Origin of the sequence: Ectopseudomonas composti, from assembly GCF_900115475.1 — a bacterium.
GTDB lineage: Bacteria > Pseudomonadota > Gammaproteobacteria > Pseudomonadales > Pseudomonadaceae > Aquipseudomonas > Aquipseudomonas composti.
Genome location: NZ_FOWP01000012.1, coordinates 52083 through 78576 on the forward strand (window position 1 = coordinate 52083; position 26494 = coordinate 78576).

At 62.7% G+C, this 26494-nt stretch carries 24 protein-coding genes; 9 read left to right on the forward strand and 15 right to left on the reverse strand.

Annotated elements, in window-relative coordinates; all coding sequences use genetic code 11:
- Window positions 1-84 precede the first annotated feature (84 nt).
- The 3 genes from BM059_RS19435 to BM059_RS19445 are packed head-to-tail and all read right to left on the reverse strand — an operon-like array spanning window position 85 to window position 2335.
- Entirely contained in the window at window positions 85-990 is a 906-nt protein-coding gene (locus BM059_RS19435) for a 5'-nucleotidase (protein ID WP_074940986.1), read from the reverse strand.
- Window positions 991-992: 2 nt separating this feature from the next.
- A complete protein-coding gene (locus BM059_RS19440) occupies window positions 993-1949 on the reverse strand; it encodes a putative 2-dehydropantoate 2-reductase (protein ID WP_074940987.1) in 957 nt (318 codons plus the stop codon).
- Window positions 1949-2335 (reverse strand): YbbN family protein, encoded by a 387-nt coding sequence (locus BM059_RS19445; protein ID WP_074940988.1) that lies wholly within the window; start codon window positions 2333-2335, stop codon window positions 1949-1951. The genes BM059_RS19440 and BM059_RS19445 overlap by 1 nt, the downstream gene beginning before the upstream one ends.
- Here BM059_RS19445 and BM059_RS19450 point away from each other — a divergent pair.
- Both BM059_RS19450 and BM059_RS19455 read left to right on the forward strand, forming a co-directional pair.
- Window positions 2334-2747 (forward strand): PilZ domain-containing protein, encoded by a 414-nt coding sequence (locus BM059_RS19450; protein WP_074940989.1) that lies wholly within the window; start codon window positions 2334-2336, stop codon window positions 2745-2747. The two genes, BM059_RS19445 and BM059_RS19450, sit on opposite strands and share 2 nt — an antisense overlap.
- A 205-nt stretch (window positions 2748-2952) precedes the next feature.
- A complete protein-coding gene (locus BM059_RS19455; protein ID WP_074940990.1) occupies window positions 2953-4029 on the forward strand; it encodes a 3-deoxy-7-phosphoheptulonate synthase in 1077 nt (358 codons plus the stop codon).
- A gap of 85 nt (window positions 4030-4114) precedes the next feature.
- Here BM059_RS19455 and BM059_RS19460 read toward each other — a convergent pair whose 3' ends face one another.
- Together BM059_RS19460 and BM059_RS19465 are read right to left on the reverse strand one after the other, a co-directional pair.
- On the reverse strand, window positions 4115-4387 hold the full coding sequence (locus tag BM059_RS19460; RefSeq protein ID WP_037003988.1) for a GNAT family N-acetyltransferase: 273 nt from the start codon (window positions 4385-4387) through the stop codon (window positions 4115-4117).
- 145 nt (window positions 4388-4532) lie between these two features.
- Complete coding sequence (locus BM059_RS19465) at window positions 4533-5906, reverse strand: GntP family permease (protein WP_074940991.1); 1374 nt, start codon at window positions 5904-5906, stop codon at window positions 4533-4535.
- A gap of 270 nt (window positions 5907-6176) precedes the next feature.
- Here BM059_RS19465 and oprI point away from each other — a divergent pair, with 270 nt between their 5' ends.
- Window positions 6177-6428: an outer membrane lipoprotei OprI gene (gene oprI / locus BM059_RS19470; RefSeq protein WP_037003984.1), complete on the forward strand. Its 252-nt coding sequence runs from the start codon at window positions 6177-6179 to the stop codon at window positions 6426-6428.
- Between the two features lie 136 nt (window positions 6429-6564).
- Here oprI and BM059_RS19475 read toward each other — a convergent pair whose 3' ends face one another.
- The 3 genes from BM059_RS19475 to BM059_RS19485 form a co-directional block, all read right to left on the reverse strand.
- Window positions 6565-7521, reverse strand: a complete 957-nt coding sequence (locus BM059_RS19475) for a L,D-transpeptidase family protein (protein WP_074940992.1) — start codon at window positions 7519-7521, stop codon at window positions 6565-6567.
- A gap of 72 nt (window positions 7522-7593) precedes the next feature.
- The gene (locus BM059_RS19480; protein ID WP_074940993.1) at window positions 7594-7875 is read right to left on the reverse strand and encodes a hypothetical protein; all 282 of its coding nucleotides are present in this window, start codon (window positions 7873-7875) and stop codon (window positions 7594-7596) included.
- Window positions 7876-7965: 90 nt separating this feature from the next.
- Window positions 7966-8571: an arylesterase gene (locus tag BM059_RS19485; protein ID WP_074940994.1), complete on the reverse strand. Its 606-nt coding sequence runs from the start codon at window positions 8569-8571 to the stop codon at window positions 7966-7968.
- A gap of 11 nt (window positions 8572-8582) precedes the next feature.
- On the opposite strand from BM059_RS19485, the gene BM059_RS19490 reads away from it, so the two are divergent.
- From BM059_RS19490 to greB, 3 genes are read left to right on the forward strand one after another with little or no spacing between them, the layout of a single operon-like run.
- Window positions 8583-9266: an ABC transporter ATP-binding protein gene (locus BM059_RS19490; protein ID WP_074940995.1), complete on the forward strand. Its 684-nt coding sequence runs from the start codon at window positions 8583-8585 to the stop codon at window positions 9264-9266.
- Complete coding sequence (locus BM059_RS19495) at window positions 9266-11770, forward strand: ABC transporter permease (RefSeq protein ID WP_074940996.1); 2505 nt, start codon at window positions 9266-9268, stop codon at window positions 11768-11770. The genes BM059_RS19490 and BM059_RS19495 overlap by 1 nt, the downstream gene beginning before the upstream one ends.
- Before the next feature lie 54 nt (window positions 11771-11824).
- Window positions 11825-12322, forward strand: a complete 498-nt coding sequence (gene greB, locus BM059_RS19500) for a transcription elongation factor GreB (protein ID WP_074940997.1) — start codon at window positions 11825-11827, stop codon at window positions 12320-12322.
- Window positions 12323-12348: 26 nt separating this feature from the next.
- Here the strand turns inward: greB and BM059_RS19505 are convergent, their stop codons facing one another.
- The gene (locus BM059_RS19505; RefSeq protein ID WP_074940998.1) at window positions 12349-12657 is read right to left on the reverse strand and encodes a hypothetical protein; all 309 of its coding nucleotides are present in this window, start codon (window positions 12655-12657) and stop codon (window positions 12349-12351) included.
- Window positions 12658-13159: 502 nt separating this feature from the next.
- Here BM059_RS19505 and BM059_RS19510 point away from each other — a divergent pair.
- On the forward strand, window positions 13160-14113 hold the full coding sequence (locus BM059_RS19510; RefSeq protein ID WP_037001144.1) for a triacylglycerol lipase: 954 nt from the start codon (window positions 13160-13162) through the stop codon (window positions 14111-14113).
- A 107-nt stretch (window positions 14114-14220) separates the two neighbouring features.
- Window positions 14221-15252 (forward strand): lipase secretion chaperone, encoded by a 1032-nt coding sequence (locus BM059_RS19515; protein ID WP_074940999.1) that lies wholly within the window; start codon window positions 14221-14223, stop codon window positions 15250-15252.
- A 2-nt stretch (window positions 15253-15254) separates the two neighbouring features.
- Here the strand turns inward: BM059_RS19515 and BM059_RS19520 are convergent, their stop codons facing one another.
- From BM059_RS19520 to BM059_RS19535, 4 genes are all read right to left on the reverse strand, one after another.
- Window positions 15255-16274 (reverse strand): HTH-type transcriptional regulator GntR, encoded by a 1020-nt coding sequence (locus BM059_RS19520; RefSeq protein WP_037001141.1) that lies wholly within the window; start codon window positions 16272-16274, stop codon window positions 15255-15257.
- Between the two features lie 179 nt (window positions 16275-16453).
- The gene (locus tag BM059_RS19525) at window positions 16454-17467 is read right to left on the reverse strand and encodes a TRAP transporter substrate-binding protein (protein ID WP_074941000.1); all 1014 of its coding nucleotides are present in this window, start codon (window positions 17465-17467) and stop codon (window positions 16454-16456) included.
- 57 nt (window positions 17468-17524) lie between these two features.
- A complete protein-coding gene (locus BM059_RS19530) occupies window positions 17525-18802 on the reverse strand; it encodes a TRAP transporter large permease (protein WP_074941001.1) in 1278 nt (425 codons plus the stop codon).
- Window positions 18803-18851: 49 nt separating this feature from the next.
- Entirely contained in the window at window positions 18852-19973 is a 1122-nt protein-coding gene (locus BM059_RS19535; RefSeq protein WP_074941002.1) for a gluconokinase, GntK/IdnK-type, read from the reverse strand.
- Window positions 19974-20304: 331 nt separating this feature from the next.
- On the opposite strand from BM059_RS19535, the gene BM059_RS19540 reads away from it, so the two are divergent.
- Entirely contained in the window at window positions 20305-22239 is a 1935-nt protein-coding gene (locus BM059_RS19540; RefSeq protein ID WP_074941003.1) for a sigma-54-dependent Fis family transcriptional regulator, read from the forward strand.
- Between the two features lie 156 nt (window positions 22240-22395).
- Here BM059_RS19540 and aldA read toward each other — a convergent pair whose 3' ends face one another.
- Window positions 22396-23829: an aldehyde dehydrogenase gene (gene aldA / locus BM059_RS19545; RefSeq protein WP_074941004.1), complete on the reverse strand. Its 1434-nt coding sequence runs from the start codon at window positions 23827-23829 to the stop codon at window positions 22396-22398.
- A gap of 64 nt (window positions 23830-23893) precedes the next feature.
- Window positions 23894-26071: a PQQ-dependent dehydrogenase, methanol/ethanol family gene (locus BM059_RS19550; RefSeq protein ID WP_074941005.1), complete on the reverse strand. Its 2178-nt coding sequence runs from the start codon at window positions 26069-26071 to the stop codon at window positions 23894-23896.
- Window positions 26072-26494: the final 423 nt, after the last annotated feature.

Genomic DNA, 26494 nt, shown 5'->3' on the forward strand with positions numbered 1-26494 from the left:
CCTTGATTGAGCTTAGCAGCGCGTCAGACAAAACAAGGTCGGCAGCGTTATTTAGGACGAATGGCTATATGCAGGCGCTCAGGCTCAGGGCTGCAACTCGTTGCTCACACCATGCGGCACGTGACCGGTGGCCACCACCTGCCGGGCCTTTTCGCAGTGCCCGGTCTGGTCGTCGAAGAACACGTCGGCGGCGAAGGCTTCGAGCACCGCCGACTTGTCCAGACCACCCAGGAAGAAGGATTCATCCAGACGGATGTTCCATTCACGCAGGGTGCGAATCACCCGCTCATGAGCTGGCGCCGAGCGCGCGGTGACCAACGCGGTACGGATCGGGCAGTCTGCTTCGGGGAACTCTTGCTGCAAGCTGTGCAGGGCCGCCAGGAAAGGTTTGAAAGGCCCGCCAGGCAACGCCTGCCGAGCAGATTCACGCTCATGATCCTGAAAGGCGTTGAGGCCGCCACGTTGATAAACGCGCTCGGAGTCGTCGGAAAACAGCACTGCATCGCCATCGAAGGCAATGCGCAGCTCGTTGCTGTTCGCGCGCCGCGCACCACCGGAAAGCAGCGTAGCCGCACCGAAACCGGCCTTCAGTGCATTGCGCACATCGTCGGCATGGGTCGACAGAAACAGATGGCAACCGAAGGCCGCCAGATAAGGATCGGGGCTGCGACCACCCACGAAGGCGGCGCGGGATATGCCGAGGCCGTAATGCTGGATCGAATTGAACGCTCGCAGCCCGGTATCGGCACTGTTGCGCGAAACCAGAATGACTTCGACACGCTGCTCACTGAGCCGCTTGTTGAGCCCCAGCAGCTTCTCCACCAGCGGAAAGGCGTCGCCCGGCATCAGCACTTCGTCTTCGTGCTCGATCTGATAGCGACGGTAGGCCTCCACGCCATCGCTTTCATAGATCTGGTGGCTCTCGCCCAGATTGAACAGCGCCCGCGACGAGATCGCCAGCACCAACTTGTCTCCCAGACCCTTGCCCATGCTTAGCCCTCCCGGCGAGCCTGAATGAACCGCAGCGCCTGATACAGGGCGCGTACCTTGGGCATGTCGAACCCCACTGCGTCTGCGGCAGCCAGTGGCGCCTCATAAATCGCATGCAGTTCCGCTGGGCGGCCCTGGGCGAAATCGTGATACATGCTCGGCAGGTAGTCAGGCATGCGCTGCGTCGCAGCCAGCAGTTTGTCTGCGTAGCTGTCCGGCATGCCGTACCCCAGCGCCTGAGCCGCCTGCACCACCTCCTGCATCATGTCGGCGACCAACGCACGGCTGTCGAGATTACCCATCAGGCGCTGCGTGTCGGCATCGAGCAGCACGGACAGGCCGTTATACGGGATGTTCCACACCAACTTCTGCCAACGTGTCTGTGCCAGGTTGCGCATCGCTGCCGAATCCAGGCCGGTGCTGCGCAGCAGGCTGGCGCCCTCCTCGGCCAGTGCCAGGCCCGCTTCGTCGTCGGCCACAGCGCCGGAGTGATAAGCCAGGTTGATCGCCCCCAATGCCTGATGCTCAATCACACCGGGCGCACTGCGATGAACGCAGATATAGCAGAGCCCGCCCAGCAGGTGCAGATCGTCGCTCAGCAATGGGCGCAGCTCATCTTCCACTGCCAGGCCATTTTGCAGCAGCACCACCTTGGCGCCAGGCGCTGCAGCCTTGCTAATCAGCGGCGCCAACTCGCTATTGGCGGTGGTCTTGGCCCCGACCAACAACCAATCACAGGGCGGCATATCGTCGACATGCTGATAAGCCTGTACTGGCACCAGGTTCAGTGCACCGTGCACCGTGCTATTGAGCTGCAGGCCACGCTCGACCACAGCGCCGTACTCGCTGCGCAACAGAAAGTGCACATCATGGCCTGCGCGAGCCAGCAGCATGCCGTAGAAACCGCCAATGGCACCGGTGCCGATGATGCCGATACGCGGCGCGGACGATTGAGACATCAGGGAAGCTCCTCAGCCGGGCGAAGCAAAGCCTCACCCAAGGCGGTAACCAGATCGGAAGGGGTTAGGCGCGTGTGCAACGCGCCAAAGAAATGACCGTCCTTGACCAGAAACAGCGCCGGCAGGTGGAAGACCTCGTAACGCGTCACCAATCCGGCGTTGTGCCCTGCATCGATCCAACACAGGCGCTGCACAGGGAGCGGCATGCCTGGCAATGCCTGACGAGCCCAGCGGCAGCTGGCACAGCCCGTGCTTGTGAACACCAGCAGCGAGCTACCGGGAAGATCGAGCAGGCGGCGATCAGCATCCAGATCGGTCAATTCCAATTGCGTCGCTATACTGAACTCACTGATATCAGTTTGCCTGCACTCAAGGTCGGTGTTCATGCGTAAGTTTCTGCGTCATCCAAGCGACATGCCGGTGGAGCTGGTACTGCGCAAGCAGGCCTGCATTCCCCGGCAACGGCTGAACAATATCAGCCTGGGCGGAGTCGCGTGCAACTCGTCGCGAGGTTTTCGCCGCGGCACTTCGGTCGAATTACGCATTCCGCTGCTGGGCGATCAGGCGTGTTATCCCGGCGTCGTGGCCTGGTGTCGACGTCAGGAAAACAATTACCTGGTAGGGATCGCCTTCATCGATGAAGACACCCTGTTCCGTGCAAGGATGGTCGAGCAGGTCTGCCAGATTCAGCATTACCGGCAGCAGCTCGAGGATGAGTCAGGCCAGCCCATGGCCATCGAGCAATGCGCTCAGGACTGGATCGCCAAGCATGCCGCGGAGTTTCCCTACCTCGCCTGAAGCAAGCGCCAACCCAGCTCTACGAGGGCAGAACGCCACTTCATATGGCCAATCTATGAAGCCCATTGAACTTAACGCCCATTGTCGCGCAGCCCCGTACGCGCTAAGGTTCGGCTCCCCCTGCACCAACTAGCTGTGCACCGCCATAGGGGATCGCTGGCGGCCGGCACCCGTGACCTGACGACCTGACCCGATGAATAGCACGATGGCTGATTTACCGATCGACGACCTCAACGTCGCTTCCAACGAAACCCTGATCACCCCCGATCAGCTCAAACGCGAAATCCCCCTGACCGATGCCGCACTGAAGACCGTTGCTCATGGTCGCCAGGTGGTACGTGACATCCTCGACGGCAAGGATCATCGCCTGTTCGTGGTCGTCGGCCCCTGCTCCATCCATGACATCAAGGCCGCTCACGAGTACGCCGAACGCCTCAAGGGGCTGGCTGCCGAGCTGTCCGACAGCCTGTTCCTGGTCATGCGCGTGTACTTCGAGAAGCCGCGCACCACGGTCGGTTGGAAAGGCCTGATCAACGATCCTTATCTGGATGACTCGTTCAAGATCCAGGACGGCTTGCACATCGGCCGCAAGCTGCTGCGCGACCTGGCAGAAATGGGCCTGCCCACCGCCACCGAGGCGCTCGACCCGATCTCCCCGCAGTACCTGCAGGACCTGATCAGTTGGTCGGCCATTGGTGCCCGCACCACCGAATCCCAGACTCACCGCGAAATGGCCTCGGGCCTGTCTTCAGCCGTAGGCTTCAAGAACGGCACCGATGGCGGTCTGACCGTCGCTATCAACGCACTGCAGTCGGTTTCCAGCCCGCACCGTTTCCTCGGCATCAACCAGGAAGGCGGCGTGTCCATCGTCACGACCAAGGGCAACGCCTACGGCCATGTGGTACTACGCGGCGGTAACGGCAAACCGAACTACGACTCGGTGAGTGTGGCCATTTGTGAGCAGGAACTGACAAAAGCTGGCATCCGCCCGAACATCATGGTCGACTGCAGCCACGCCAACTCCAACAAGGACCCGGCCCTGCAGCCGCTGGTGCTGGAGAACGTCGCCAACCAGATTCTCGAGGGCAACAACTCCATCGTCGGCCTGATGGTCGAGAGCCACCTGGGCTGGGGTAGCCAATCGATTCCGAAGAACCTGGGCGACCTCAAATACGGTGTATCCATCACCGATGCCTGCATCGACTGGGACACCACCGAGAAGAGCCTGCGCAGCATGCACGCCAAGCTCAAGGATGTACTGCCCAAGCGTCCTCGCGGCTGAGGGCACTGCAGCAAAGAAAACGCCGGGCATTGCCCGGCGTTTTTGTATCCGCATTCACATGTAGGGTGTGCTTCAGCCCCGACGCCTACAGATGACGCGAACGACGCTCCATGTAGCGCTCGACGTAGGAGCAGGAAGGAATCACCGTGTAACCCTTGCCTTCCGCATACTGCAGCGCGTGTTCTGTCAGCGCTGCAGCAATCCCCCGGCCACGCAGGGCGTTGGGCACGAAGGTGCGATAGATATCCAGCGTCTGCTTGCCCAGATCCATATAAGCCAGATAGGCACGATCACCATCGACGGTGGTCACGAACTGGTGACTCGTCTGGTCATGCTGGATGGACAACACCTCGCTCATCTTCACTCCTGTAGCCGCAAACCGTTAGCGGCGCATCTATTTTTACCTCATACCGATGCTTTGACGGAAGCGCAAATTCACGTCGCCCTTCAGTCCCGGCAATTGATCTAGTTTATCAGTCGCAGAAGCGCCCAGCCACGCGCGATCAGAAACTCAGCACGGCAATGCAGAGCAAGGCCGCGATCACCGGGATCAACACCGTGATGACGAAGATGTCCTTGTATGCCTGCTTGTGCGTCAACCCCATGATCATCAGCATGGCGATCACCGCGCCGCAATGCGGCAGCGAATCCAGCCCACCAGCGGTGATATTGGCGATACGGTGCAGGACCTCGGGGTCCACTCCCATCTCCAGATAACGCGGTGCCAGGGTCTGCATGAAAATCTGCAAGCCGCCCGAAGACGAACCGACGATGCCCGACACCACGCTGACCGAAGCGAACACCGAGAGCAATGGCGGCAGGTCCACAGCCAGTATCCACTGGGCGAACTGGGCGAACCCTGCGGTCTGGGTCACGACCCCACCAAAACCGATCACCGCTGCGGTATTGAGCAACGGCATGATCGCATCGTCCGCGCCCTGCCCAAGCAAGCCCACCGTATTGCGGCGCAAGGCGGGAAACATCAGCACCGCCACGCCCGTGGCAATCATCAGAGCAAGGCTGGGCCAGAGAATCGGCTGCGACTGACTGAAAGCCAGCAGCTCACCCAGGGAGCCTTCACCTGGCGCGGCCATGCCCGACAACATCAGCAGGCGCGGCAGGAGAATGATCCCCAGCACTACGATGATCGGCACCAGGGCCATGCCCCAATGCGGTCCGCTGCCAGGCGCACCAGCCAACTGCTGCATGCGCTCGTCTTGCGCATTGGGTTCGAAACCCTCTCCACGCTCGCGTGCCAGGCGCCATTCTCGCTGCAGATAGGCCATGCCCAGCACAATCATCACCAGTGAGGCGAACAGGCCAATCCAGGCGCCGGCGAACAGGTCGGTGCCCAGCGCACTGGCGGCGATCACGTTGTGAATCGAAGGCGAGCCGGGCAGCGCCGTCATGGTGAAAGTTCCGGCGCCCAATGCAGTGGCGGCGCAGAACAGACGCTTGGGCAGATTGGCCTCGCGCATCAGGGTGATCCCCAGCGGATACATGGTGAAGATCACCACGAATACCACCACCCCACCATAGGTCAGCAATGCACAAACCAGCATCGCCACCCACAGCGTGCGTTGTGTGCCCAGCCCGCGGGTAATGGCCTCAGCAATGCTGCTGGCGGCCTGACTGGCGGCCATGACCTTGCCGAAGATCGCGCCACAGAGAAACAACACGAAGAATTTGCCAGCGAAGGTGAATGCCCCGAGAGGACCGAAAGGAAAATGTTCGAGTAGCGCATTTGGCACCGCCACACCATTGCTGAGCGCCACCAGAATCGAACAAAGCAATGCCGCGATGAATATGTTCACCCCACGTAGCGCCATGAAAATAAGTAGCGCCAAGCCGAGCAACAGCCCCAAATTTCCAAGCATCTGCGTTCCCTCTTTATTGTTTTAGTTTCGAAGTCGGGACAGTTATAACAGCTCGTACAACTGCGACACTGTAGGGATTACGTAACTGACTGTTTTTTAGCCAGCCCCCCACAGGTTCTACCCTTCAGCGCGCCGGCCGAAGAAAAAAAACTGCAACTCTTGCTCTGGCTCCGTTTACTTACTAAAAGTAATAGGTAGTATGTACGCCGGCTAATTTCCCACAGTAGGGGAATTGCTTTTTATGGAAAACTCCACCTCAAGGGGAACACGATGAACAACGTTCTGAAATTCTCTGCTCTGGCTCTGGCCGCAGTTCTGGCTACCGGTTGCAGCAGCATGTCCAAAGAAACCGAAGCTCGTCTGACTGCTACCGAAGACGCAGCTGCTCGCGCTCAAGCCCGTGCCGACGAAGCCTACCGCAAGGCTGATGAAGCTATGGCTGCCGCTCAGAAAGCTCAGCAGACCGCTGACGAAGCTAACGAGCGTGCTCTGCGCATGCTGGAAAAAGCCAGCCGCAAGTAATTGCGACTCGTTTTTTCGAAAGCCGCCCCAGGCAACTGGTGCGGCTTTTTTATTGCCTGTCACGAAGACTGATCATCAGGCAATAAAAAAGCCCGCCGGCACGAATGCGGACGGGCTTATTGGCAGCCGAGTCAGGTCAGAACGGACCTTCGCTGCTCGCCATCGTGCTCTCGGTTTGCGCTGCGATAGGCACCGGCATACCGTCTTCGGCAGCTACCACCTCGCGGACCATCTCCCAGTCGAGGCGCAAGCCACTGAGTTCATCACGCTTGAGCAGCGCATTGATCACCGCCGTGTGCTTGTCGACGACAGAAGGGTCACCTTCGTCATCCAGCGGTGCATGCGCTTCCAGGTAGACCTTGCCACCACTCACACCAAACTTGTACGGCTCGTTGAGAATCCGCACCGGGGTGCCGACCGGCACCATGCCCGCCAATTCCAGCACGTTGTGGTTGAGCATACGGAAGCAACCATGGCTGACGCGCATACCAATGCCGAACTTCTTGTTCGAACCATGGATCAGGTAGCCCGGGAACGAAAGCGTCATCTTGTAGGGACCCAGCGGGTTATCCGGCCCTGGCGGAACCACGGTGGGCAGGAAATCGCCCTCGGCAGCGTGCTCCTCACGAATCGACTTGGGTGGATACCAGGCCGGGTTCGGCGTCTTCACGGTGACGCGCCCAGCGCCCAGCGGCGAACCCCAGCCTTCACGACCAATCCCCAGCGGGAAGGTGTGCACCACGTTCTGCCCTTTCGGGAAGTAGTACAGGCGATACTCCGCCAGATTGATCACGATGCCCTCACGCGGGCCGGGCGGCAGCACGTAGCGAGTTGGCAGCACGACCTCGGTGCCTTCACCTGGCAGCCAGGGGTCTACACCCGGATTGGCCGCGACCATCTCCAGATAGCCGAGATCGTTTGCCGTTCCCAGATCGGCGAAGGTGTCCTCGTACTTGGCCTTGATCACCTGTACCTGGCCCACCACGTCCTCGCCTGGCGGTGGCAGCGGAAATTCGAGAGCCTGCACTGCAGCACTGGAGCACAGTGCAACCAGCGTCAGGCAGCGGTTGACCGCAGAGAAGCGCGACAACATCCGGGATGTCCCTTGATAGAGTTGAATGATATTGCGGCGATTGTACACCGCGATTCGAAAGGCGGGCAGGCGTCAACCATCCGCCCAGTTCGAACACAGCCCTTGGCGCTGAGCCTCGAATGCCGCCAGGCACGCTGGGCACAGACGACGATCACGCAGCCAGACCTTTTCCAATGCTCGCCAACGTGGTTGTGCCGGCAATAAACCGCCACACAATGTGCGATCGGCATGCCCGCCCAGGCGCAGCTGGCGAGCCACCAGGTGCACGCGCACCTCTCGACAGGCGAACAGATCCAGCTGCTCATCCGGCTCGATCAGTTGGTAGGCAAAAAGGGACCAGGCGGGACGCGGCATCTGGGGCTCCGTGACAGGTCGGCCACATTAGCCGAAAGGCTGGAGGCGGAAAAGCCTCTACCTGCTCAGTTTTCCGCGATCAACGCACGCTCAAAGCATCGGTTTCAGAGTAGGCCAGACGTTGTCCAGCAGCACGCCCTGCGCGGGCTCGGTCGGGTGAATGCCGTCGGCCTGCATCATCCCCGGCACGCCACCAACGCCCTCGAGGAAGAACGGCACCAGCGGCACGTTCTTCTGCTTCGCCAAATCAGCGAAAACCTGGGCAAAGGCCGTGGTGTAGCGCGCGCCATAATTGGGCGGCAGGCGCATACCCAGAAGCAGCACATCGGCACCGGCCGACTTGGATTTATCGATCATCGACGCAAGATTCTGTTGCAATTGCGCAGGGGGCTGACCGCGCAGGCCATCGTTGCCTCCCAACTCGATGATAACCAGCTCCGGCTTGTGCTCCGCAATCAGCGCAGACAGCCGCGCGGCGCCACCTGCGCTGGTATCGCCGCTGATCGAGGCATTGACCACCGCGTGCTCGAAACCCTCCTCCTCGAGGCGTTTTTCCAGCAAAGCGACCCAGCCCACGCGGCTATCCAGGCCAAAAGCGGCGCTGATACTATCGCCGACCACAAGCAGGGTGCCTGCAACCGCTCCCTGAGCCCAGAACACCAGGGCCAAGGCACCACTCAGCCACCATGCACGCATTTGGAATCTCCATGACTTCGAGCATTCTCGCTGCGCGAAACCTTAGCAAAGTGGTCAGCATCGCGGAAGGCGAACTGACCATCCTTCATGATCTCGATCTCGAACTGAGCAAAGGCGACAGCCTGGCCATCGTGGGTGCCTCAGGCTCTGGTAAATCGACCCTGCTCGGCCTTCTCGCCGGCCTGGATCTGCCCAGCGGCGGCGCCGTACTGCTGGCCGGCAAGAACCTCAGCGAACTCGATGAAGATCAGCGCGCACGCCTGCGTGCCGAGCATGTGGGTTTCGTCTTCCAGTCGTTCCAGTTGCTCGACAGCCTCAATGCGCTGGAGAACGTGATGCTGCCGCTGGAGCTGGAGGGTCATGCAGATGCCCGCCAGCGCGCCCGTACCCTGCTCGAACGCGTTGGCCTGGGCCAGCGCCTGACGCACTACCCGCGCCAGCTCTCCGGTGGCGAGCAACAGCGCGTGGCCATCGCTCGCGCCTTCGCCGCCGAGCCGGATGTGCTGTTCGCCGACGAGCCAACCGGCAACCTCGACAGCCACACTGGCGAACGCATCAGTGACCTGCTGTTTCAGCTCAACCAGGAGCGCGGCACCACCCTGGTACTGGTCACCCATGACGAGCGCCTGGCGCACCGCTGCCAGCGCCTGATTCGCCTGGAAGCCGGACACCTGATCGACCGCGTGGAGCCCTGATGAAACGCGTGCCCTTCACTCGCCTGTTTTCGCTCGCCGCCCGCCAACTGCTGCGCGATACCCGCGCCGGTGAGTTGCGGGTGCTGTTCTTCGCCCTGCTGGTCGCAGTAGCGGCCAGCAGCGCCATCGGTTATTTCAGCGCGCGCCTGAACGACGCCATGCTAATGCGTGCCAGCGAGTTTCTCGCCGCCGACCTGCGCCTGAGCGGTAGCTCGCCTGCCAGCCAGGAGCAGATCGACGCGGGGCTCAAACTGGGTCTCGATCATGCCAAGGCAGTGGAGTTTTCCAGTGTGGTCGCCGCCGCGGACGGCATTCAGCTGGCTAGCGTAAAAGCAGCCAACAGTCGCTACCCCCTGCGCGGTGAGTTGAGAAGTGCGGCCGAACCCTATGCCCCCGAGGAAGTGGGCTCAGGCCCTCGCCCAGGAGAGGCGTGGGCCGAAGCGCGGCTGATGGTCGCCATGAACCTGAAGATTGGCGATGAACTGGAAGTAGGCGCCAAGACCCTACGCCTGAGCCGCGTCCTGACCTATGACCCGGACACCGCTGGCGATTTCTACAGCCTGACGCCGCGCGTGCTGATGCATCTTGACGATCTTGCCGCCACCGAAGTGGTGCAACCCGGCAGCCGTGTGCGTTTCCGCGAACTCTGGCGCGGCGATGCCAGCGCCCTGGCCGCCTACCGTCAGGCCGTCGAAGCCGGCCTGGAACCCAATCAGCGCCTGGACGATGCCCGCGATGGCAATCGCCAGGTCGGCGGCGCCCTCGGCCGCGCCGAGCGTTATCTGAACCTGGCCAGCCTGGCAGCCGTGCTGCTCGCCGGTGTCGCAGTGGCACTGTCGGCGGCACGCTTCGCGGCGAGACGCTTCGATGCCAGTGCGCTGCTGCGTTGCCTCGGGTTGTCACGGCGCGAAGCGCTGGCCCTGTTCGGCCTGCAGTTGGCGCTGCTCGGGCTGATTGCCTGCGTGATCGGCGCGCTGCTGGGCTGGGCCGGCCAGCACGTGCTCTTCTATCTGCTGCGCGGCCTGATCCCCGACGACCTGCCTCCGGCCAGTCTGTGGCCTGCTTTGGCCGGCATGGCCACCGGCCTGGTGGCGCTGGCCGGCTTCGCCCTGCCGCCTCTGGCGGCGCTCGGCCGAGTGCCACCGCTGCGCGTGCTGCGCCGCGACATGCTGCCGGTACCGGCCAGCTCCTGGCTGGTCTATGGCGCCGCGCTGGTTGCGCTGGGCCTGATCATGTGGCGCCTGAGCCTGGATCTGAAACTGACACTGGCACTGCTGGGAGGCGGGCTACTCGCCGCGTTGCTGCTCGGTGGTCTGCTGCTGCTCGGTCTGCAAAGCCTGCGCCGTCTGCTGCAACGCGCTTCCCTGCCCTGGCGCCTGGGCCTGGGTCAACTGCTGCGCCACCCACTCGCCGCAGCGGGACAGTCGCTGGCCTTCGGCCTGATCCTGCTGGCCATGGCACTGATCGCCCTGCTGCGTGGCGAGCTGCTCGATACCTGGCAGGACCAGTTGCCGGAGGACGCCCCCAATCACTTCGCGCTTAATGTGCTGCCTGCCGAGCGCGATGCCTTCGCCGCACGCCTGGCCGAACTATCGCCACATCCGGCGCCGCTGTATCCAGTGGTACCGGGCCGCCTGATCATGATCAACGGCGAGCCGGTGCGCCAACTGGTGACCAAGGAAAGCCGCGGTGAGCGCGCCATCCAGCGCGACCTGAGCCTGACCTGGGCCGAACAACTGCCGCCTGACAACCAGATCACCACCGGCAGTTGGTGGAGCGCCGAGCAGGCCAGCGAGCTGCCTGGCGTTTCCGTCGAGGCCGAGCTGGCCGAAAGCCTGCAACTGAAGCTTGGCGACCGCCTGCGCTTCAACGTCGGCGGCATCGAGCGTGAAGCGCAGGTCACCAGCCTGCGCCAGGTGGATTGGGACAGCTTCCAGCCCAATTTCTACATGATCTTCGAGCCACAGACCCTGCAGGATCTGCCCGCCACTTACCTGACCAGCTTCTATCTGCCCCCCGGCCAGGATGCAGAACTGATCACGCTCAGCCGCGCCTTCCCCAGCGTCACGCTGCTGCAGGTCGACGCCCTGCTCGCGCAGCTGCGCAGCATCCTCGCCCAGGTCACCCTGGCCATCGAGTATGTGCTGCTGTTCGTGCTCGCAGCCGGTATCACCGTGCTGCTCGCCGGGCTGCAAGCGACGCTGGATGAGCGCATTCGTCAAGGTGCGCTGCTGCGTGCACTGGGCGCCGAGCGCAAGCTGCTGATCAGTGCCCGGCGCACCGAGTTCGGCCTGCTTGGCGCTGCTGCCGGCCTGCTCGCTGCACTGGGCTGTGAGCTGGTGAGCTTCCTGCTCTACCGTTATGCCTTCGACATGAGCTGGCAACCGCACCCCTGGCTGCTCTTGCTGCCAGTTATCGGTGCCCTGCTGATCGGCCTGGCCGGCGTACTCGGCACCCGCCGCGCACTGAATGCCAGCCCATTGAGCGTGCTGCGCGAAGGCTGAGAACCTTGAGAGGGGTTTGCTAGACTTGGCGCCCCTCTTCAGACCCGAGACGTCATGAGCCGCTATCGCCCCCCTCGCCCAGCTGGTACGCCATTGATCACGCCCGAGGGCGAAGCGCACCTGCGCGCCGAACTGCACGAGCTGTGGCATGTGCGCCGGCCCCAGGTGACGCAATCGGTGAGCGAAGCGGCAGCCCAGGGCGATCGCTCGGAGAATGCCGAATACACCTACGGCAAGAAGATGCTGCGCGAGATCGACAGCCGCGTGCGCTTTCTCACCAAGCGCCTGGAAAAGCTCAAGGTCGTCAGCGAAAAACCGTCCGATCCAAACAAGGTGTACTTCGGCGCCTGGGTCACCATCGAGGACGAGGACGGCGAACAGTCGCGCTACCGTATCGTCGGCCCCGACGAACTGGACCTGAAACTGGGACTGATCAGCATCGACTCACCACTGGCTCGCGCCCTGATCGGCAAGGAGCTGGATGCCGAAGTTCGGGTGCACAGTCCCAGTGGCGAAAAGACCTGCTACATCGTCGAGATCGACTACCCCTAGACACTGCCCCGCCCTACGTCAAGTTACTAACGCCGGGTGATCAGACCCTGACGCGCCACGCGCACCAGCTCGCCGACGGTTTGCGCCACATCCTCGGCGCAGGGCGCCTGGATCACCGCGAGGTCGAAACTGTCCCGCGCGAAGCGACTCAGCGACTCGCCGTTCTGCACGAACTGGATGCGAAAAGCGCGCGAGCCGACCCAGCGCTTGGGCCAGCCTTCGAGATAGCGCAGCAAGGTGGGTTGATGGCTACCGCCAAGCAGCACGCGTGGATTGCGCAGCAGCAGGCCCGAGGTGATGGGCGCCAGGCGAATAAGGGGTTGGGGACAGGTCATGGTCGCGTCTCCGCCTCGAGAATCCCGCTGGGCAGCGGTGAGAGGCGACACCGAACCAGCGCTTTAGCGGAATTTCAGGTGCTGGTAACAACACCCTGTGGCGCCCCGCAAGTAGCTGTTTAAATCGGCGCAGAGCGCATCCTAGATAAGCCCACGGCAAATTGTCAAGGCGCGCCCAACCGCCACCCCAACCTTTGATTGGCAGGCAGTCAGTTAGCCCAATCACCAGCCCAAGAACCCCCTGCAATCAGCCCATGAAGCACACATCGGGCAAATGAATTGCGGCGTCTGACGTGTCGACACGTAACAGAAAATAGCCGGCAATATCGGCGCCATATCGACTCATGTTCAGCAAAAGTACCGAGATAGAAGGATCGCTCGCGAATCGGTGGTGATGGCATGTTTCCTGCCATCGTTCTTGCGCCGTACACGCCATGGGATGGGCGTGATCTGTGTTGCGGGAAGCAGCTGACTGCCTCAACAAAAACCAACGAGAGCGCCCATGAAGAACAATAAAACCCTGCTCGCCCTCTGCCTCGGTACCGGCCTTCTCGCCAGCGGCCAGACCCAGGCTTTCTGGTTCGGCTCATCCGGCTATACCCAGACCAAATACCCCATCGTCCTCGGCCACGGCATGCTCGGTTTCGACAGCATCCTCGGTGTCGACTACTGGTACGGTGTCCCAGCCGCTCTGCGCCGCGACGGCGCCAGCGTCTACGTCACCGAAGTCAGCCAACTGGACACCTCCGAAGCACGCGGCGAGCAATTGCTGCAGCAGGTCGAGGATATCGTCGCCATCAGTGGCAAGGGCAAGGTCAACCTGATCGGCCACAGCCATGGCGGCCCGACCACACGCTATGTCGCTGCCGTGCGCCCGGACCTGGTCGCATCGGTTACCAGCGTCGGCGCGCCGCACAAGGGTTCGGCCGCCGCCGACTTCCTCAAGGGCATCAGCGATGGTCCTGCCGGCCCGGTCGCCACTCCGCTGCTGGTGGGCATCGTCAACGGACTGGGAACGCTGATCAACTTCCTCTCCGGCAGTTCCAGCACCACACCGCAGAATGCCCTGGGCTCGCTGGAGTCGCTCAACAGCCAGGGCGCGGCGCGCTTCAACGCCAAGTTCCCGCAAGGTATTCCCACCAGCGCCTGCGGCGAAGGCGCGTACAGCGTCAATGGCGTGCGTTACTACTCCTGGAGCGGCACCAGTCCGCTGACCAACCTGCTCGACCCGAGTGACCTGCTGATGGGCGCTTCCTCGCTGACCTTCGGCAACGAAGCCAACGATGGCCTGGTCGGCCGCTGCAGCTCGCGCATGGGCCAGGTTATCCGCGACAACTACCGGATGAACCACCTCGACGAGGTCAACCAGACCCTCGGTCTGACCAGCCTGTTCGAGACCGATCCGGTGACCGTCTACCGCCAGCATGCCAACCGCCTGAAGAACGCCGGGCTCTAAACCGCCACGCCTCGTAGGCGTGCGCACGGCGCACCCTACGAGGCATCAGCTCTAAGCCCGGTTCGGATCAGGAGCAATCCCGGTCCGACGCCTTACTGGAACCTGCCGTGAAGAAAGCCCTGTTCGCCCTGCCTCTACTGATCGCCGCCAGCCTGGCGTTGATGCTCTACCTGCAACCCGGACACCAAACCACCCAGCTCCCCCCTCCCGCCGCCACGGCTACGCCGCCCGCGCCGCAGCCGGCTGCCCAGGCCATGACGCCGAGCGTCGAGGACGCGCAGAAGCAGAAGAAGACCAGCAAGCTGGCCCTGCCCAGTTCCTTCGTCGGCACCGAAGTCGACGGCAGCTTTCGCGTGGACGCCGCCGGCAATCTGATCATCAGCGAAGATATCCGGCGGATTTTCGATTACTTCCTTGCCAGCATCGGCGAAGAGAGCCTGGATGCCAGCGTTTCACGCCTGCGCAGTTACATCGACAGCCAGTTGCAGGAGCCGGCGCGAGCCCGCGCACAGGCGCTGTTGGAGCAATACCTGAGCTACAAGCGCGAGCTAGTGATGCTGGAGCGTGACCTGCCACAAATGGCCAACCTGGATGCCATGCGCCAGCGCGAGACCGCCGTGCAGGCCCTGCGCGCACGACTGTTCGACAGCGAAACCCTCCAGGCCTTCTTCGCCCGTGAAGAAGGCTACAACCGCTTCACCCTGGAGCGCCTGGCCATCCAGCACGACGGCAAAATGAGCGCAGAGGAAAAAGGCGTTGCGGTCGACCGTCTGCGTGCCTCCCTGCCAGAAGAACTGCAGGACGCCGTACTGCCACAGCTGCAACAGGAACTGCGGCAGAACACGGCGCGCCTGCAGGCCGAAGGCGCCAGCGCGGCGCAGGTCCGCCAGATGCGTCAGCAACTGGTAGGCGCCGAAGCCACCACGCGCCTGGAGGCACTGGATGGCCAGCGGCAGAACTGGCAGAAACGCCTGGATGATTATCTCGCGGCGAAAGCACGAGTCGAGGCCAGCGAAGGCCTCAGCGCGGGTGACAAACGTGCGGCCATCGAGGCCCTGGCCGCCGAACGTTTCGATGAGCGTGAACGCCTGCGCCTGGATGCCGCCGAGCAATTGGCAGCCGCCAGCAAGAAGCAGTAGCCTCAGGCGCTATCGCGCATCACCAGTTCGAAGCCGACATCGATACAGTGTTGCTCGGGCGTTTCGCCACGCATCAACGCCAGCAACATGTTCGCCGCCAGCTCACCGACACGCCCCCGCGTAGTGCGCACGGTGCTCAATGCTGGATGCATCCAGGCCGCAGCCGGTAGATCGTTGAAGCCGGCGATGGCCAGGCGCCCCGGCACATCCAACCCCAGTTGCCGCGCACGGAACAGGGCACCCATGGCCAGATCGTCGTTGTTGAAGAACACCGCATCGATCTGCGGCTGCTGCGCCAGCAAACGATCGAGCAATTCGGCGCCCAGACCGATGGATGACAACTGCGGCGTCAGCAACTCCAGCGCCGGGTCGTGGCGATTGAGGTACTGCATCACCTGACGGTAGCCCTCGGCGCGCTGCAAGGTACGTGGGTCGAGCTGCGCCGCGGCGAAGGCAATGTGGCGGTAACCTCGCTGCACAAGGGCACGGGTCATGGCAGCGCCAGCTTCGATCTGGGAAAAACCGACGCAGTAGTCTTCCGGCTCCTCGCTCAGCTCCATCAACGTCACCAGCGGGCAACTGCTGGCCCCAAGGATTTCCCGCGCGGCGTCGCTGCGTTCGAACCCCGTGACCAGCAGGCCGGCCGGCTGATGCGCCAGATAGGAGCGCAGCAGGCGCTCGTCCTCTTCGACTCGATAGTGGCTGACGCCGATCATCATTTCGAAGCCGGCCGGCATCAGCACGCGCTGAATGGCCTCGACGGTATCGACGAACACCGAGTTGGACAGCGACGGAATCACCACCGCTACCAGGTTCGAACGCGAACTGGCCAGTGCCCGTGCTGCCGGGTTGGGCACGTAGCCCAGCGCCTGGGCGGCGCGCATCACCTGCTCGCGCAACGCATCGGACACCCGCCCCGGCTGCGACAGCGCGCGCGAGGCAGACATCAGCGAACAACCCGCGGCCTTGGCCACATCGGAGAGAGTGACGCGTTCGGCAGAGCGGCGACGGCGTTGAGTCATAGCGCCTCCATTGTTTACCAGTGGCTGATTCTAACAGCCCTGCCGGTGAATAAAGCGCGGGACACGCCGCCCGGGGTAACGTCACCATGCAAGGAGCGTTACCACCTGCGTGCCCCGCTAAACTGCAAACCTGCCCAGGATCGGCTGCGCGTTAGTCGCACCTGAACCTGGGCAAGTCCCTACAAAGCGGCCTTCTCGGCTTCAGCCCGGACCTGATCGAACAGTTGCTGACCAACCGTATCGACGACCTTCTGGATCGCCGGAGCGGCTTTCTCGCGCATGCGCTGCACCTCGTCCGGCGCCACTTCGTTGATCTGCATGCCCTTCTCTTTCAGCTCGGCCAGCGCACGGGCGGCCTCCTCGCGGGTATCCTTGCGCTCGAAATCACGCGCCTTCTTCGCCGCCTCCAGCAAAATGCCCTGCTCGGTCTGCGACAGGCCGTCCCACCAGCGCTTGGAAACGGTCAGTATCCACGGGCTGTACACGTGATTGGTCACGGTGAGGTACTTCTGCACCTCGTAGAACTTGGAGGAAAGGATGGTATTGAATGGGTTTTCCTGACCGTCGACCGCCTTGGTCTCTAGCGCGGTGAACAGCTCGGAGAACGGCAGCGGCACGGCATTGGCGCCCATCAGCTTGAAGGTCTCGAGAAATACCGGGTTGGGCATGACCCGCAGCTTGACGCCGGAAAAGTCCTCCAGCTTGCTGATCGGTCGACTGTTGTTGGTCAGGTTGCGGAAACCGTTCTCCCAGTACACCAGTCCGACCAGGCCCTTCTCTTCCAGCTTGTCCATGACCTGGCGGCCGACCGGGCCATCGAGCACGGCATCGGCCTGCTCGGCGCTGCTGAACAGAAATGGCGTGTCCCACACCGCCATTTCCTTGGTGATGCCGACCAGGGTCGCGGTGGAGCCGACCATCATTTCCTGCGCGCCACCGATCAGCGCGCTCTGCATCTGGTCATCAGAACCCAGGCTGGCGGCGCCAAAGGTGCGCACCTTGAGTTTACCGTCGGAGGCCTTGGCCACTTCTTCAGCGAACAGCTTGGCCGCACGGCCCTGATTGCTGTTCTCGTTAAGGCCATAGCCGAAGCGGATCATGCGCGAGCGCACGTCATCGGCGTGGGCGGAAACGCTGGCGAGCGGGCTGCACAGCATGGCAGCGGTGAGGATGGCGAGCAGTGGACGTTTCATCGGGACTACCTCTTATTGTTGTGAATGATGCCGGCACACCAGCGCCGGTAGGTCAACTCAGCGCAACCAGGCCAACGGCACGGTGACGATGGACGGGAACGCCACCAACATCGCGACGATGATCAGATAGATCAGGAAGAACGGCATGACGCCGCGTACCAGCACCTCCATGCGCAACTTGCCGATACCGCCGACGACGTTGAGTACGGTACCGACTGGCGGTGTGATCAGGCCAATGGAGCCGATCAGCACGAACATCACGCCGAAGTACACCGGATCGACACCGGCCTTGATCGCGATGGGCGCCAGCACCGGCGCCAGTATCAGGATGGTCGGCGTCAGGTCCAGCACCATGCCCACCGCGATCATCAACAGCATGATCGCCAGCACCAGCAGCCTTGGGTGATCAGCCAGTGGTCCGAGCATGGCGCCGATCTCGTCCGGCAGCTGCGCCAGGGTAATCATGTAGGCAGACACCGTGGCCGCAGCACAGAGGAACATCACCGATGCCGTGGTACGGCTGGCACGGGTCAGGGTTTCCATCAGATCGTTCCAGCTCAGCTCACGGTAGAGCAAGGTAGAGACGGCCAGGGCATACACCGCGGCGACCACGGCGGCCTCGGTGGGCGTGAAGATGCCGAAGCGCAGACCGCCAACGATGATCACCGGCAGCATCAAGGCAGCGGCACCGTCGATCAGTACCCGGCGCCGCTCGGCAGCAGTGGCCTTGGGTGGCGTCGGCTCAGTGAAGCCACGGGCGATCAGTGTCCAGGCAATGATCAGGCCTGCGCCCATGATCAACCCTGGCACCAGACCGGCCATGAACAACTGGCTGATGGAGGTGTTGGTGACCACGCCGTAGATCACGAACGGCATCGACGGCGGAATGATCGGCGCGATGATGCCGCCAGCAGCCACCAGGCCAGCCGAAGAATACACCGGATAACCGCGCTGACGCATCATCGGCAGCAGCAAGGTGGCCAATGCCGCCGTGTCGGCCAGGGCCGAGCCGGACATGCTGGCCAGCAACACTGCGGCGGCGATGGCAACGTAACCGAGGCCGCCACGCAGGTGGCCGAAATAGGCCTGGGCCATGGCGATGATACGACGGGAAATGCCGCCAGCGTTCATCAGCTCACCCGCCAGGATGAAGAAGGGCACGGCCAGCAGCGGGAAGCTGTCGGCGCCAGCGAGCAGGTTCTGCGCCAACAGCTGCACGTCCCAGAAATCCAGGTACCACATCAGCACGGCTGCAGTGAGGATCAGGGCGAAGGCGATGGGCATGCCGAATGCCATGAACCCCAGCAGGGAAGAAAGAAATACCGCGACAGTCATCGGCAGGTCCTCGGTGGGCAGTGCCCGTCTTGTTGGAATGGGGCCAGCATCATTCGACGTGTGCCTGGGTCAGGGGCTGCTGCGGCGCATGCCGCCACAGGTTGACCAGTTGCACCACGGCAAGAATCGCCAGCACCAGCATGCTCATCAGTACCGGCAACATGGCCAGCACCACCGGGTAACCGACCACCGTACTGACGTTGCCCCAGCCGAACTGCACCTGATTCCAGGCGCCCCAGGCCGAGAGCAGGCTCGCTCCGGCGACCAGAATCCAGCTCAGTGAATCCACCAGTCGTTGCGCCAGCAGCGGAAAGCGGTCGCGAATCATGCGGAAGGTCATCAACTCGCCCCGCCGCATGCCGGACGCCACCCCGACGAAGACCAGCCAGACGAAGGCCAGGCGCGACAACTCTTCCGCGCCTGGCCAACCCGTGCCGAATGCGTAGCGCAGCACCACGTTGGTGAACACCGCCGCCACCATGAAGGCCATCAGCACTGCCATCAGGCCGTCGGTAAGGCGATCGAAGATGCGCGCAATGCGGCCTTCATAGATCGGTTCGGCGCCTAGCTGAGCTGCCCGGTTAGCGCTATCAATTTCACTGTCGAGCACATCCTGCGCCTGGCTCAAGGCCGTCTCTGTGGCATCACGACGAACCCAGGCCTGGATATCGGCTACAAGGGTTTGCGGCGACTGCTGCGCATCGACAACTCGCACATGCGGCTCGCCCGCTGGGCTTTCCAGGGTGGCGAACTGGCTGTCGACCAGCGAGGTCGGCATGAAATGCCCCGGCCGAGCCCCTACGCGCTGCACGGCGGTGGCGTGATCGATGTCCAGGTGCACGAATTGCAACCCCGGAATCGCCAGACGCAGACGCTCGCGGTAAGCACGCTTGAGCGCCGAACAAGCCAGCACGAAGCACTCACCGGCGGCCTGCGCCGCCAGCATCTGCTCGCACAGTGCGTCCAGCCAGTGACGGCGATCCTCGTCACTCAGCGCAGTGCCTGCGCGCATGCGCTCTACGTTTTCGGGAGGATGGAAATGATCGGCTTCGATATGGCGCCAACCGAGTGCGGTAGCGACCGCCTGGCTGATCTCGCTCTTGCCGGAGCCACTGACGCCCATGACCACGAGCGTGGTGCGGGCAGGCAATGCGGAAGGCTGCTGGTGCATGGGGACTCCATGGGCATCATCGAGGTGGTGCCGCTCATTGTTTGAGCCGAATGTTAGCGCTATCCAAAACGTTCGACAATCCCTCGGTTTCAACATTTTTTGCGGCCTTGCCGGACAACCTGCACCTGCCTGGCGCAAAACTTCGCTGCCCTGAAACCGCCCAAGAACTCTAAAAAGCGCTAATTAGAGGCAGGGGCACGCCTCGACCTATCGGTTCCCAACCTGTCTAAATGCGGCTAGAGTCGCATTCATTCGGCGCTCGCCCACGCACTTCAGGGCGAACCGGCAAAACAACAAAAGGCTGCGAGCCAGCGCACCATAAGGAGTGCCCATGAGCATCCATTCGCCCGGGGCTTGCCCCAGCGACCTCACTGCTTTCGTGGCCGATCATTTTCCGGAACGCAGCATCCACCCGGACGAACAGATCGCCCGTTCCTGGTACCGCAGCGTGATGCAGCATCGCCTCGATCCACACGGACAGGGCGAGAAGCATGTGCTGACCGCAGACGAGTTGCGCGAACACCAGCGCTTGCATCAGGACTACCTGAGCATCGCCGGACAGGGGGTCACCGGTCTGGCCAAGCGTGTGGTGCCGGCCGGCTTCGCGGTGCTGCTCAGCGACGAACACGGCGTTACCCTCGATACCCGCCTGCCGCTGCAATACGACCTCTATACCCAGGCCGGACTGATCGTCGGTGCCTGCTGGGACGAGTCCACGGTCGGCACCAACGGCATCGGCACCGCGCTGGCCTCGCGCCAGGCCATGACCATTCATCACCAGGAGCATTTCCTGGTGTCCAACTTCCGCCTGAGCTGCTCGGTAGCGCCGATCTATGACGCACAGAACCTGCTGCGCGGCTGCCTCAACGCCACCTGCCTGAACAGCGCCGGCCCCAAGGAAGCGCAGTACCTCACGTTGCAGTTGGTGATCATGTATGCGCGGATGATCGAGAACGTCAGCTTCCGCCAGCGTTACCGCGACCGCATGACCCTGTCGGTGAAATCCCATGGCGACATCAGCGACTTGGCCAACGAGCAACTGCTGGCCCTCGATGAACAAGGGCGGATCATCGGTGCCAACCATGCGGCCTTCGTCAGCTATCAGCAAGATCAGCAGTTCGACCTGTTGGGCAGCCGTATCGACCAGTTGCTGCCGGTCGGCGTCGACGAACTGCTGAGCCAGAGTAACGGCGGCGCCCGTAGTCTCGACCTGCGCACCTTGCAGGACGACGCGCCAATCAGCGTCAGCTTGTGTATCCCCGCTTCGCCTTCGCGAACCCACGCGCGCCATCAACCTCCAGTCTCGTCACAGCATCCGAATCTGCAGCGTCTTGGCGGCCAGGACCCACGCCTGCAAGAGGGTGTACAGCGGTTGCGCAAAGTGCTCGACAAGGACATTCCTATTCTCATTACCGGTGAAACCGGCACCGGCAAGGAAGCCTTCGCCCGCGCCATTCACCAAGCCAGTGCACGTGCTCGCGGCCCCTTCGTGGCGCTGAACTGTGCGGCGATTCCGGAAAGCCTGATCGAAAGCGAATTGTTCGGTTATCGCGGCGGCAGCTTCACCGGCGCCAACAAGAAAGGCATGAAAGGCAAGCTGGAGCAGGCCAACGGCGGCACGCTGTTCCTCGATGAAATCGGCGATATGCCGGCACATCTACAAACCCGTCTGCTGCGTGTGCTGGCCGAACGCGAAATTTCCCCACTGGGCGCCGACACTCCGGTACCGCTGGATGTGCAGGTGATCTCCGCCACCCACCAGGATCTGGCACAGATGATTGCCAGCAAGGCCTTCCGTGAAGACCTGTTCTATCGCCTCAATGGCATGCCGCTGGCCCTTCCGGCGTTGCGCAAGCGCAGTGACCGCAACACACTGATCGACAGCCTGCTTAACAATCACGGGCAGTTGCGCCTGACCGATGCGGCGCGCCAGCGCCTGCTCGATTACCCATGGCCCGGTAATATCCGCCAGTTGTCCAGTTGCCTGCGTTATGCCGCGGCGCTGGCCGAGAATTCCTGCATCGACGTGGACTGCCTGCCGGCCGAACTGCAAGCGTCGAGCCCGTCTGGTGAAGAATCTGTATGCACGCCCGAAGGTCGTCTGGCCGATCGGCTGGAAAATGACGAAGCACGCCATCTGCGCACAGTGCTGCGCGAACATCGCTGGAACATCAGCGCCGTGGCCGAAACCTTCGGCGTGGCCCGCTCAACCCTGTATCGCAAGATGAAGAAGTACGGGATCGTGCAGCCTAATGAGTTGTTCTGAGCGTTCTATTGATGGGCTGAAGCGGAACGCCGCCCGGCCCTTCCTACGTCCCCGCAGTGCCAGATCGTAGGCTGGGCTTCAGCCCACATTCTCAGTCGTACAAACAAAAAAGAGCGGGCCGACGCTGCAGCGCCAGCCCACTCAAGCGGCGCTGCGTTATTCCTGCGCGTAGATCACATGGGTATGGGTGTATTCGTACAGCCCATGCTTGCCGTCCGCGCCACCGATACCGGACTTGCGCGTACCTGCATGGAAGCCCTGCATCGCCTCGAAGTTCTCGCGGTTGATGTAGGTTTCACCGAAGTCCAGCTCACGGCTGGCCTTGAGCGCAGCGCTGAGGTTGCGGGTATAGATCGACGAAGTCAGGCCGTATTCGCTGTCGTTGGCGCGAGCGATGGCTTCGTCCAGGTTGTCGACGATCTGGATCGGCAACACCGGGCCGAAGATTTCCTTGCGCATGATCTCCATGTCGCTGGCGCAGCCGGCCAGCACCGTCGGCTGGTAATGGAAGCCCTGACCCAGGTCGGCAACATTGCCTCCGGTGATCACCTGCGCGCCCTGCCCGACTGCCGTACGCACCATCTGCGCCACCTTGTCGAGACCGGCCTGGTTGATCAGCGGGCCCATGTCCAGATCGGCCTGGGCAGACGGGTCGCCATAACGGGTAGCCGCTATCGCCGAGGCGATCTTGTCGATGAACTGATCGGCCACCTTGCGCTCGACGTAGACACGCTCGGCGCAGTTGCACACCTGCCCGGTGTTGATCACTCGCGAGGCTTTGATGGCGTTCACTGCCAGATCCAGATCGGCATCGGCCAGAACGATGGCCGGTGCCTTGCCGCCCAGTTCCAGGTTGAGCTTGGTGATGTGCGGCGCGGCTGCGGCCATGATCCGTGAGCCAGTGCCGACGCTACCGGTGAAGCTAATCAGGTCGACGCCGGCATGGCTGGTCAGCGCGCTGCCAGCGCCAGCACCCGTGCCGCCAACCACGTTGAACACGCCCGTCGGCAGATCGACTTCAGCCACCAGTTTGGCGAACTCGAAGCAGTTGATCGGGGTTTCTTCGCTGGGCTTGATGACGATGGTGTTGCCAGTCAGCAGCGCCGGCGCCATCTTGCGCGCGATGAGGAAGAACGGGAAGTTCCACGGCAGGATACCGGCCACCACGCCCAGCGGCTTGCGCAGCAGGAAGATGTGTTCACCGGCGCGGTCGCTGGTCAAAACTTCGCCTTCCAGGCGGCGCGCCCATTCGGCCATGTAGTCGAGGTAATCGGCGGTGAAATTGACCTCCACCTCGGCCAACGCCGGCACTTTGCCGCCTTCGCGGGTGATGATCTGTGCCAGGCGCGGCGCGTTGGCACGCACCTTCTCGGCGATGCGGCGCAGGTAACCAGCGCGCTCGATGGCAGGTTTGGCGGCCCAGCTTTTCTGCGCCTTGCGCGCCGCGGCGATGGCGCGATCGACCTGCTCGTTGCTGGCATCGGGGGTGCGTGCCAGCAGTACGCCGGTGGCTGGATTGCGCACCTCGATCAGCTTGTCGCTGTCGACGAAGGCGTTGTCGATGTAGTTCTGGTAGATGGTTTCGCTCATGGTCGCTCTCGCTAAAGGGAGTGGACGGATGAGCGCACGCCAGGCTGGCGTGCACTCGCGTGAATCAGTTGGCGCTGAACTTCTTCCAGGCCTCGCCTTCTTCCTGAAGGTCGTGGGCGCGCTTGATCAGGTACTGGTGAATCTGATCAACCTGCTTGGCATCGAAGGCCTCGGCGAACGACGGCATGCCGTCCGGCACACGGCCGCCATAGAGAATGCCGAGGAACATCTGGTGCTTCTCCGGCGTCAGCTTGCGCAGGTCTGGCAGCACGCCGCCGCTCACCGCGTGGATGCCGTGGCACTGCGAGCAGTAGCCGTCATACAGCTTGGCGCCGGCTTCGACGGTGGCCGCATCGGCCGTCAGCGCTGGTGGCTTCGGCGCGTCGGCAGGCGGTGCCGGCTCCTGCAGCTTGGCGGTACCGCCGAGCTTGTAGGTCAGCACCTGGGCGAAGGGCTGCACGCCGGCGCGCAGCGACAGCGCTCCGGCGAAGGTGGAGAACGCACCGCCCCAACCGGCCATGAAGGTCACATACTGCTCGCCGTCCACCGAGTAGGTGATCGGCGCGGCCATCACGCCACTGGCAGCGGGCTGCTCCCAGAGCTTCTTGCCATCCTCGGCGGCGTAGGCAATCACGCGGCCATCGGCGCTACCCTCGAATACCAGGTTGCCGGCGGTGCTCAGCGTGCCACCGTTGAAGATGGTGATGTAGGGCACTTCCCAGGCAGCCTTCTGTTTCACCGGGTCCCAGGCGATCAGCTTGCCGGACCAGGTCTTGGCCATCTCCAGCAGGCCGTCCGGGCCTTCCGGCATCATGCCGGTACGTAGACCGAGCTGGTACATGCTCTTGAACGGGTTACGCGTCGGCGCCTCGGGGATGTGCTCGTAGTAGGCGGACATGATGTGCGCCGGAATGTAGACCAGCCCGGTCTTGGGGTTGAATGACATCGGGTGCCAGTCATGCGCACCCCAGAACGCCGGGGTGACCAGCTTGCGCTTGCCGTCCTTCCAGTAGGCGGCGGCCTCGTCGTCGACGATGGGGCGGCCGGTCTTCATGTCGATGCCCTTGGCCCAGTTCACCGGCACGATGTTCTCGGCCGACAGCAGCTCGCCGGTGGCGCGGTCAATGACGTAGAAGAAGCCGTTCTTCGGCGCCTGCATCAGCACCTTGCGCTGCTTGCCGTCGATTTCCAGCTCGGCGAGGATCATGTGCTGGGTGGCGGTGAAGTCCCAGGCATCGCCCGGTGTGGTCTGGTAGTGCCAGGCGTACTCGCCGGTATCGGCATCGATGGCGACGATGGACGACAGGAACAGGTTGTCGCCCTTGGCCTCGCTGCGCCATTTCGGGTCCCACAGCGAGCCGTTGCCGACGCCGATGTAGAGCAGGTTCAGCTCCGGGTCGAAGGCGAAAGAGTCCCACGCGGTACCGCCACCGCCCTGCTCGGCGAAGGCATCGCCGTGCCAGGTCTTGGCAGCGATTTCCATGGCCTTGTCTTCTGGCGGCAGCTTGGGGTCGCCCGGCACGGTGTAGAAGCGCCAGGCCTGCTTGCCGCTCTCGGCATCGTAGGCGGTAACGTAGCCACGCACGCCGAACTCGGCGCCGCCGTTGCCGATCACTACCTTGCCGTTGACCACCCGTGGCGCGCCGGTGATGGTGTAGCTGCGGTTGTGGTCGGCGCGGGTATCGACAGACCACACGCGCTGCCCGGTCTTGGCATCGATGGCCTCCAGACGGCCGTCGAGCACACCGACATAGACCTTGCCCTTCCACACCGCCACACCACGGTTGACCGCATCACAGCAGGCCTCGCCAGCACGATTGCGATCGGATTCCGGGTCGTACTTCCACAGCAGCTTGCCGTTGCGCGCATCCAGCGCGTAGACCACCGAGAACGGTCCAGTGGTGTACATCACGCCGTCGACCACGATGGGCGTGGCTTCCACGCCGCGGTCGATGTCCAGCTTATAGCTCCAGGCCAGGCCGAGCTGATCGACGTTCTGCTGGGTGATCTGCTCCAACGGGCTGTAGCGCTGCTCGTCATAGGTCCGGCCGTGGCTCATCCAGTTACCGGGTTCCTGGTCGGCAGCGATGATACGTTTACCGTCAACATCGGCAGCCTGAACCGCCTGCCAGAAGCTGGAAAGCAGCAAAGCTGCGACCAGGGCAGTACGGGGGAAGCGCAAGGTGGTTTGCCTGTAGAGCGTCGGGCGGGCGATAGGCAAGTCGAGGCCAATCGAACTCATGGTTTTTCTCCAGTTCTTGTTGTGGCCGCGAACTCGATATCGCGGCGTGCAAGCGCTGGAGCAACGGCTGTGCCATGGCCTTGAAAATAGCTGAAGCCTTTGTTTTCCGGGTCCCTGCGTCTTTGACGGAGACAACGGACGCAGCACTGTCGCGCAACAGGTGTAGCGCCAAGCGCGACAGTTGTTGCAACGACGCTACAAAGGAAGACCGCTGCGCAACGGCAAAATGCGTGGAAACAAATTTGCTTCGTTCACGACCGCGTCCCGAGGGCTCGCCTGCTACCCTGCGAGGCCCGTTTGCAAGCCTGAAGCCATGCAAAGCCGAGCAGCACCGGCATGCGACTAAAGAACCACGACCAATGTCGAAGCCGCTGAGAACCCTCTGCCCATGGTCATTGGACGGCGTTTCGGGACAACTCAAGC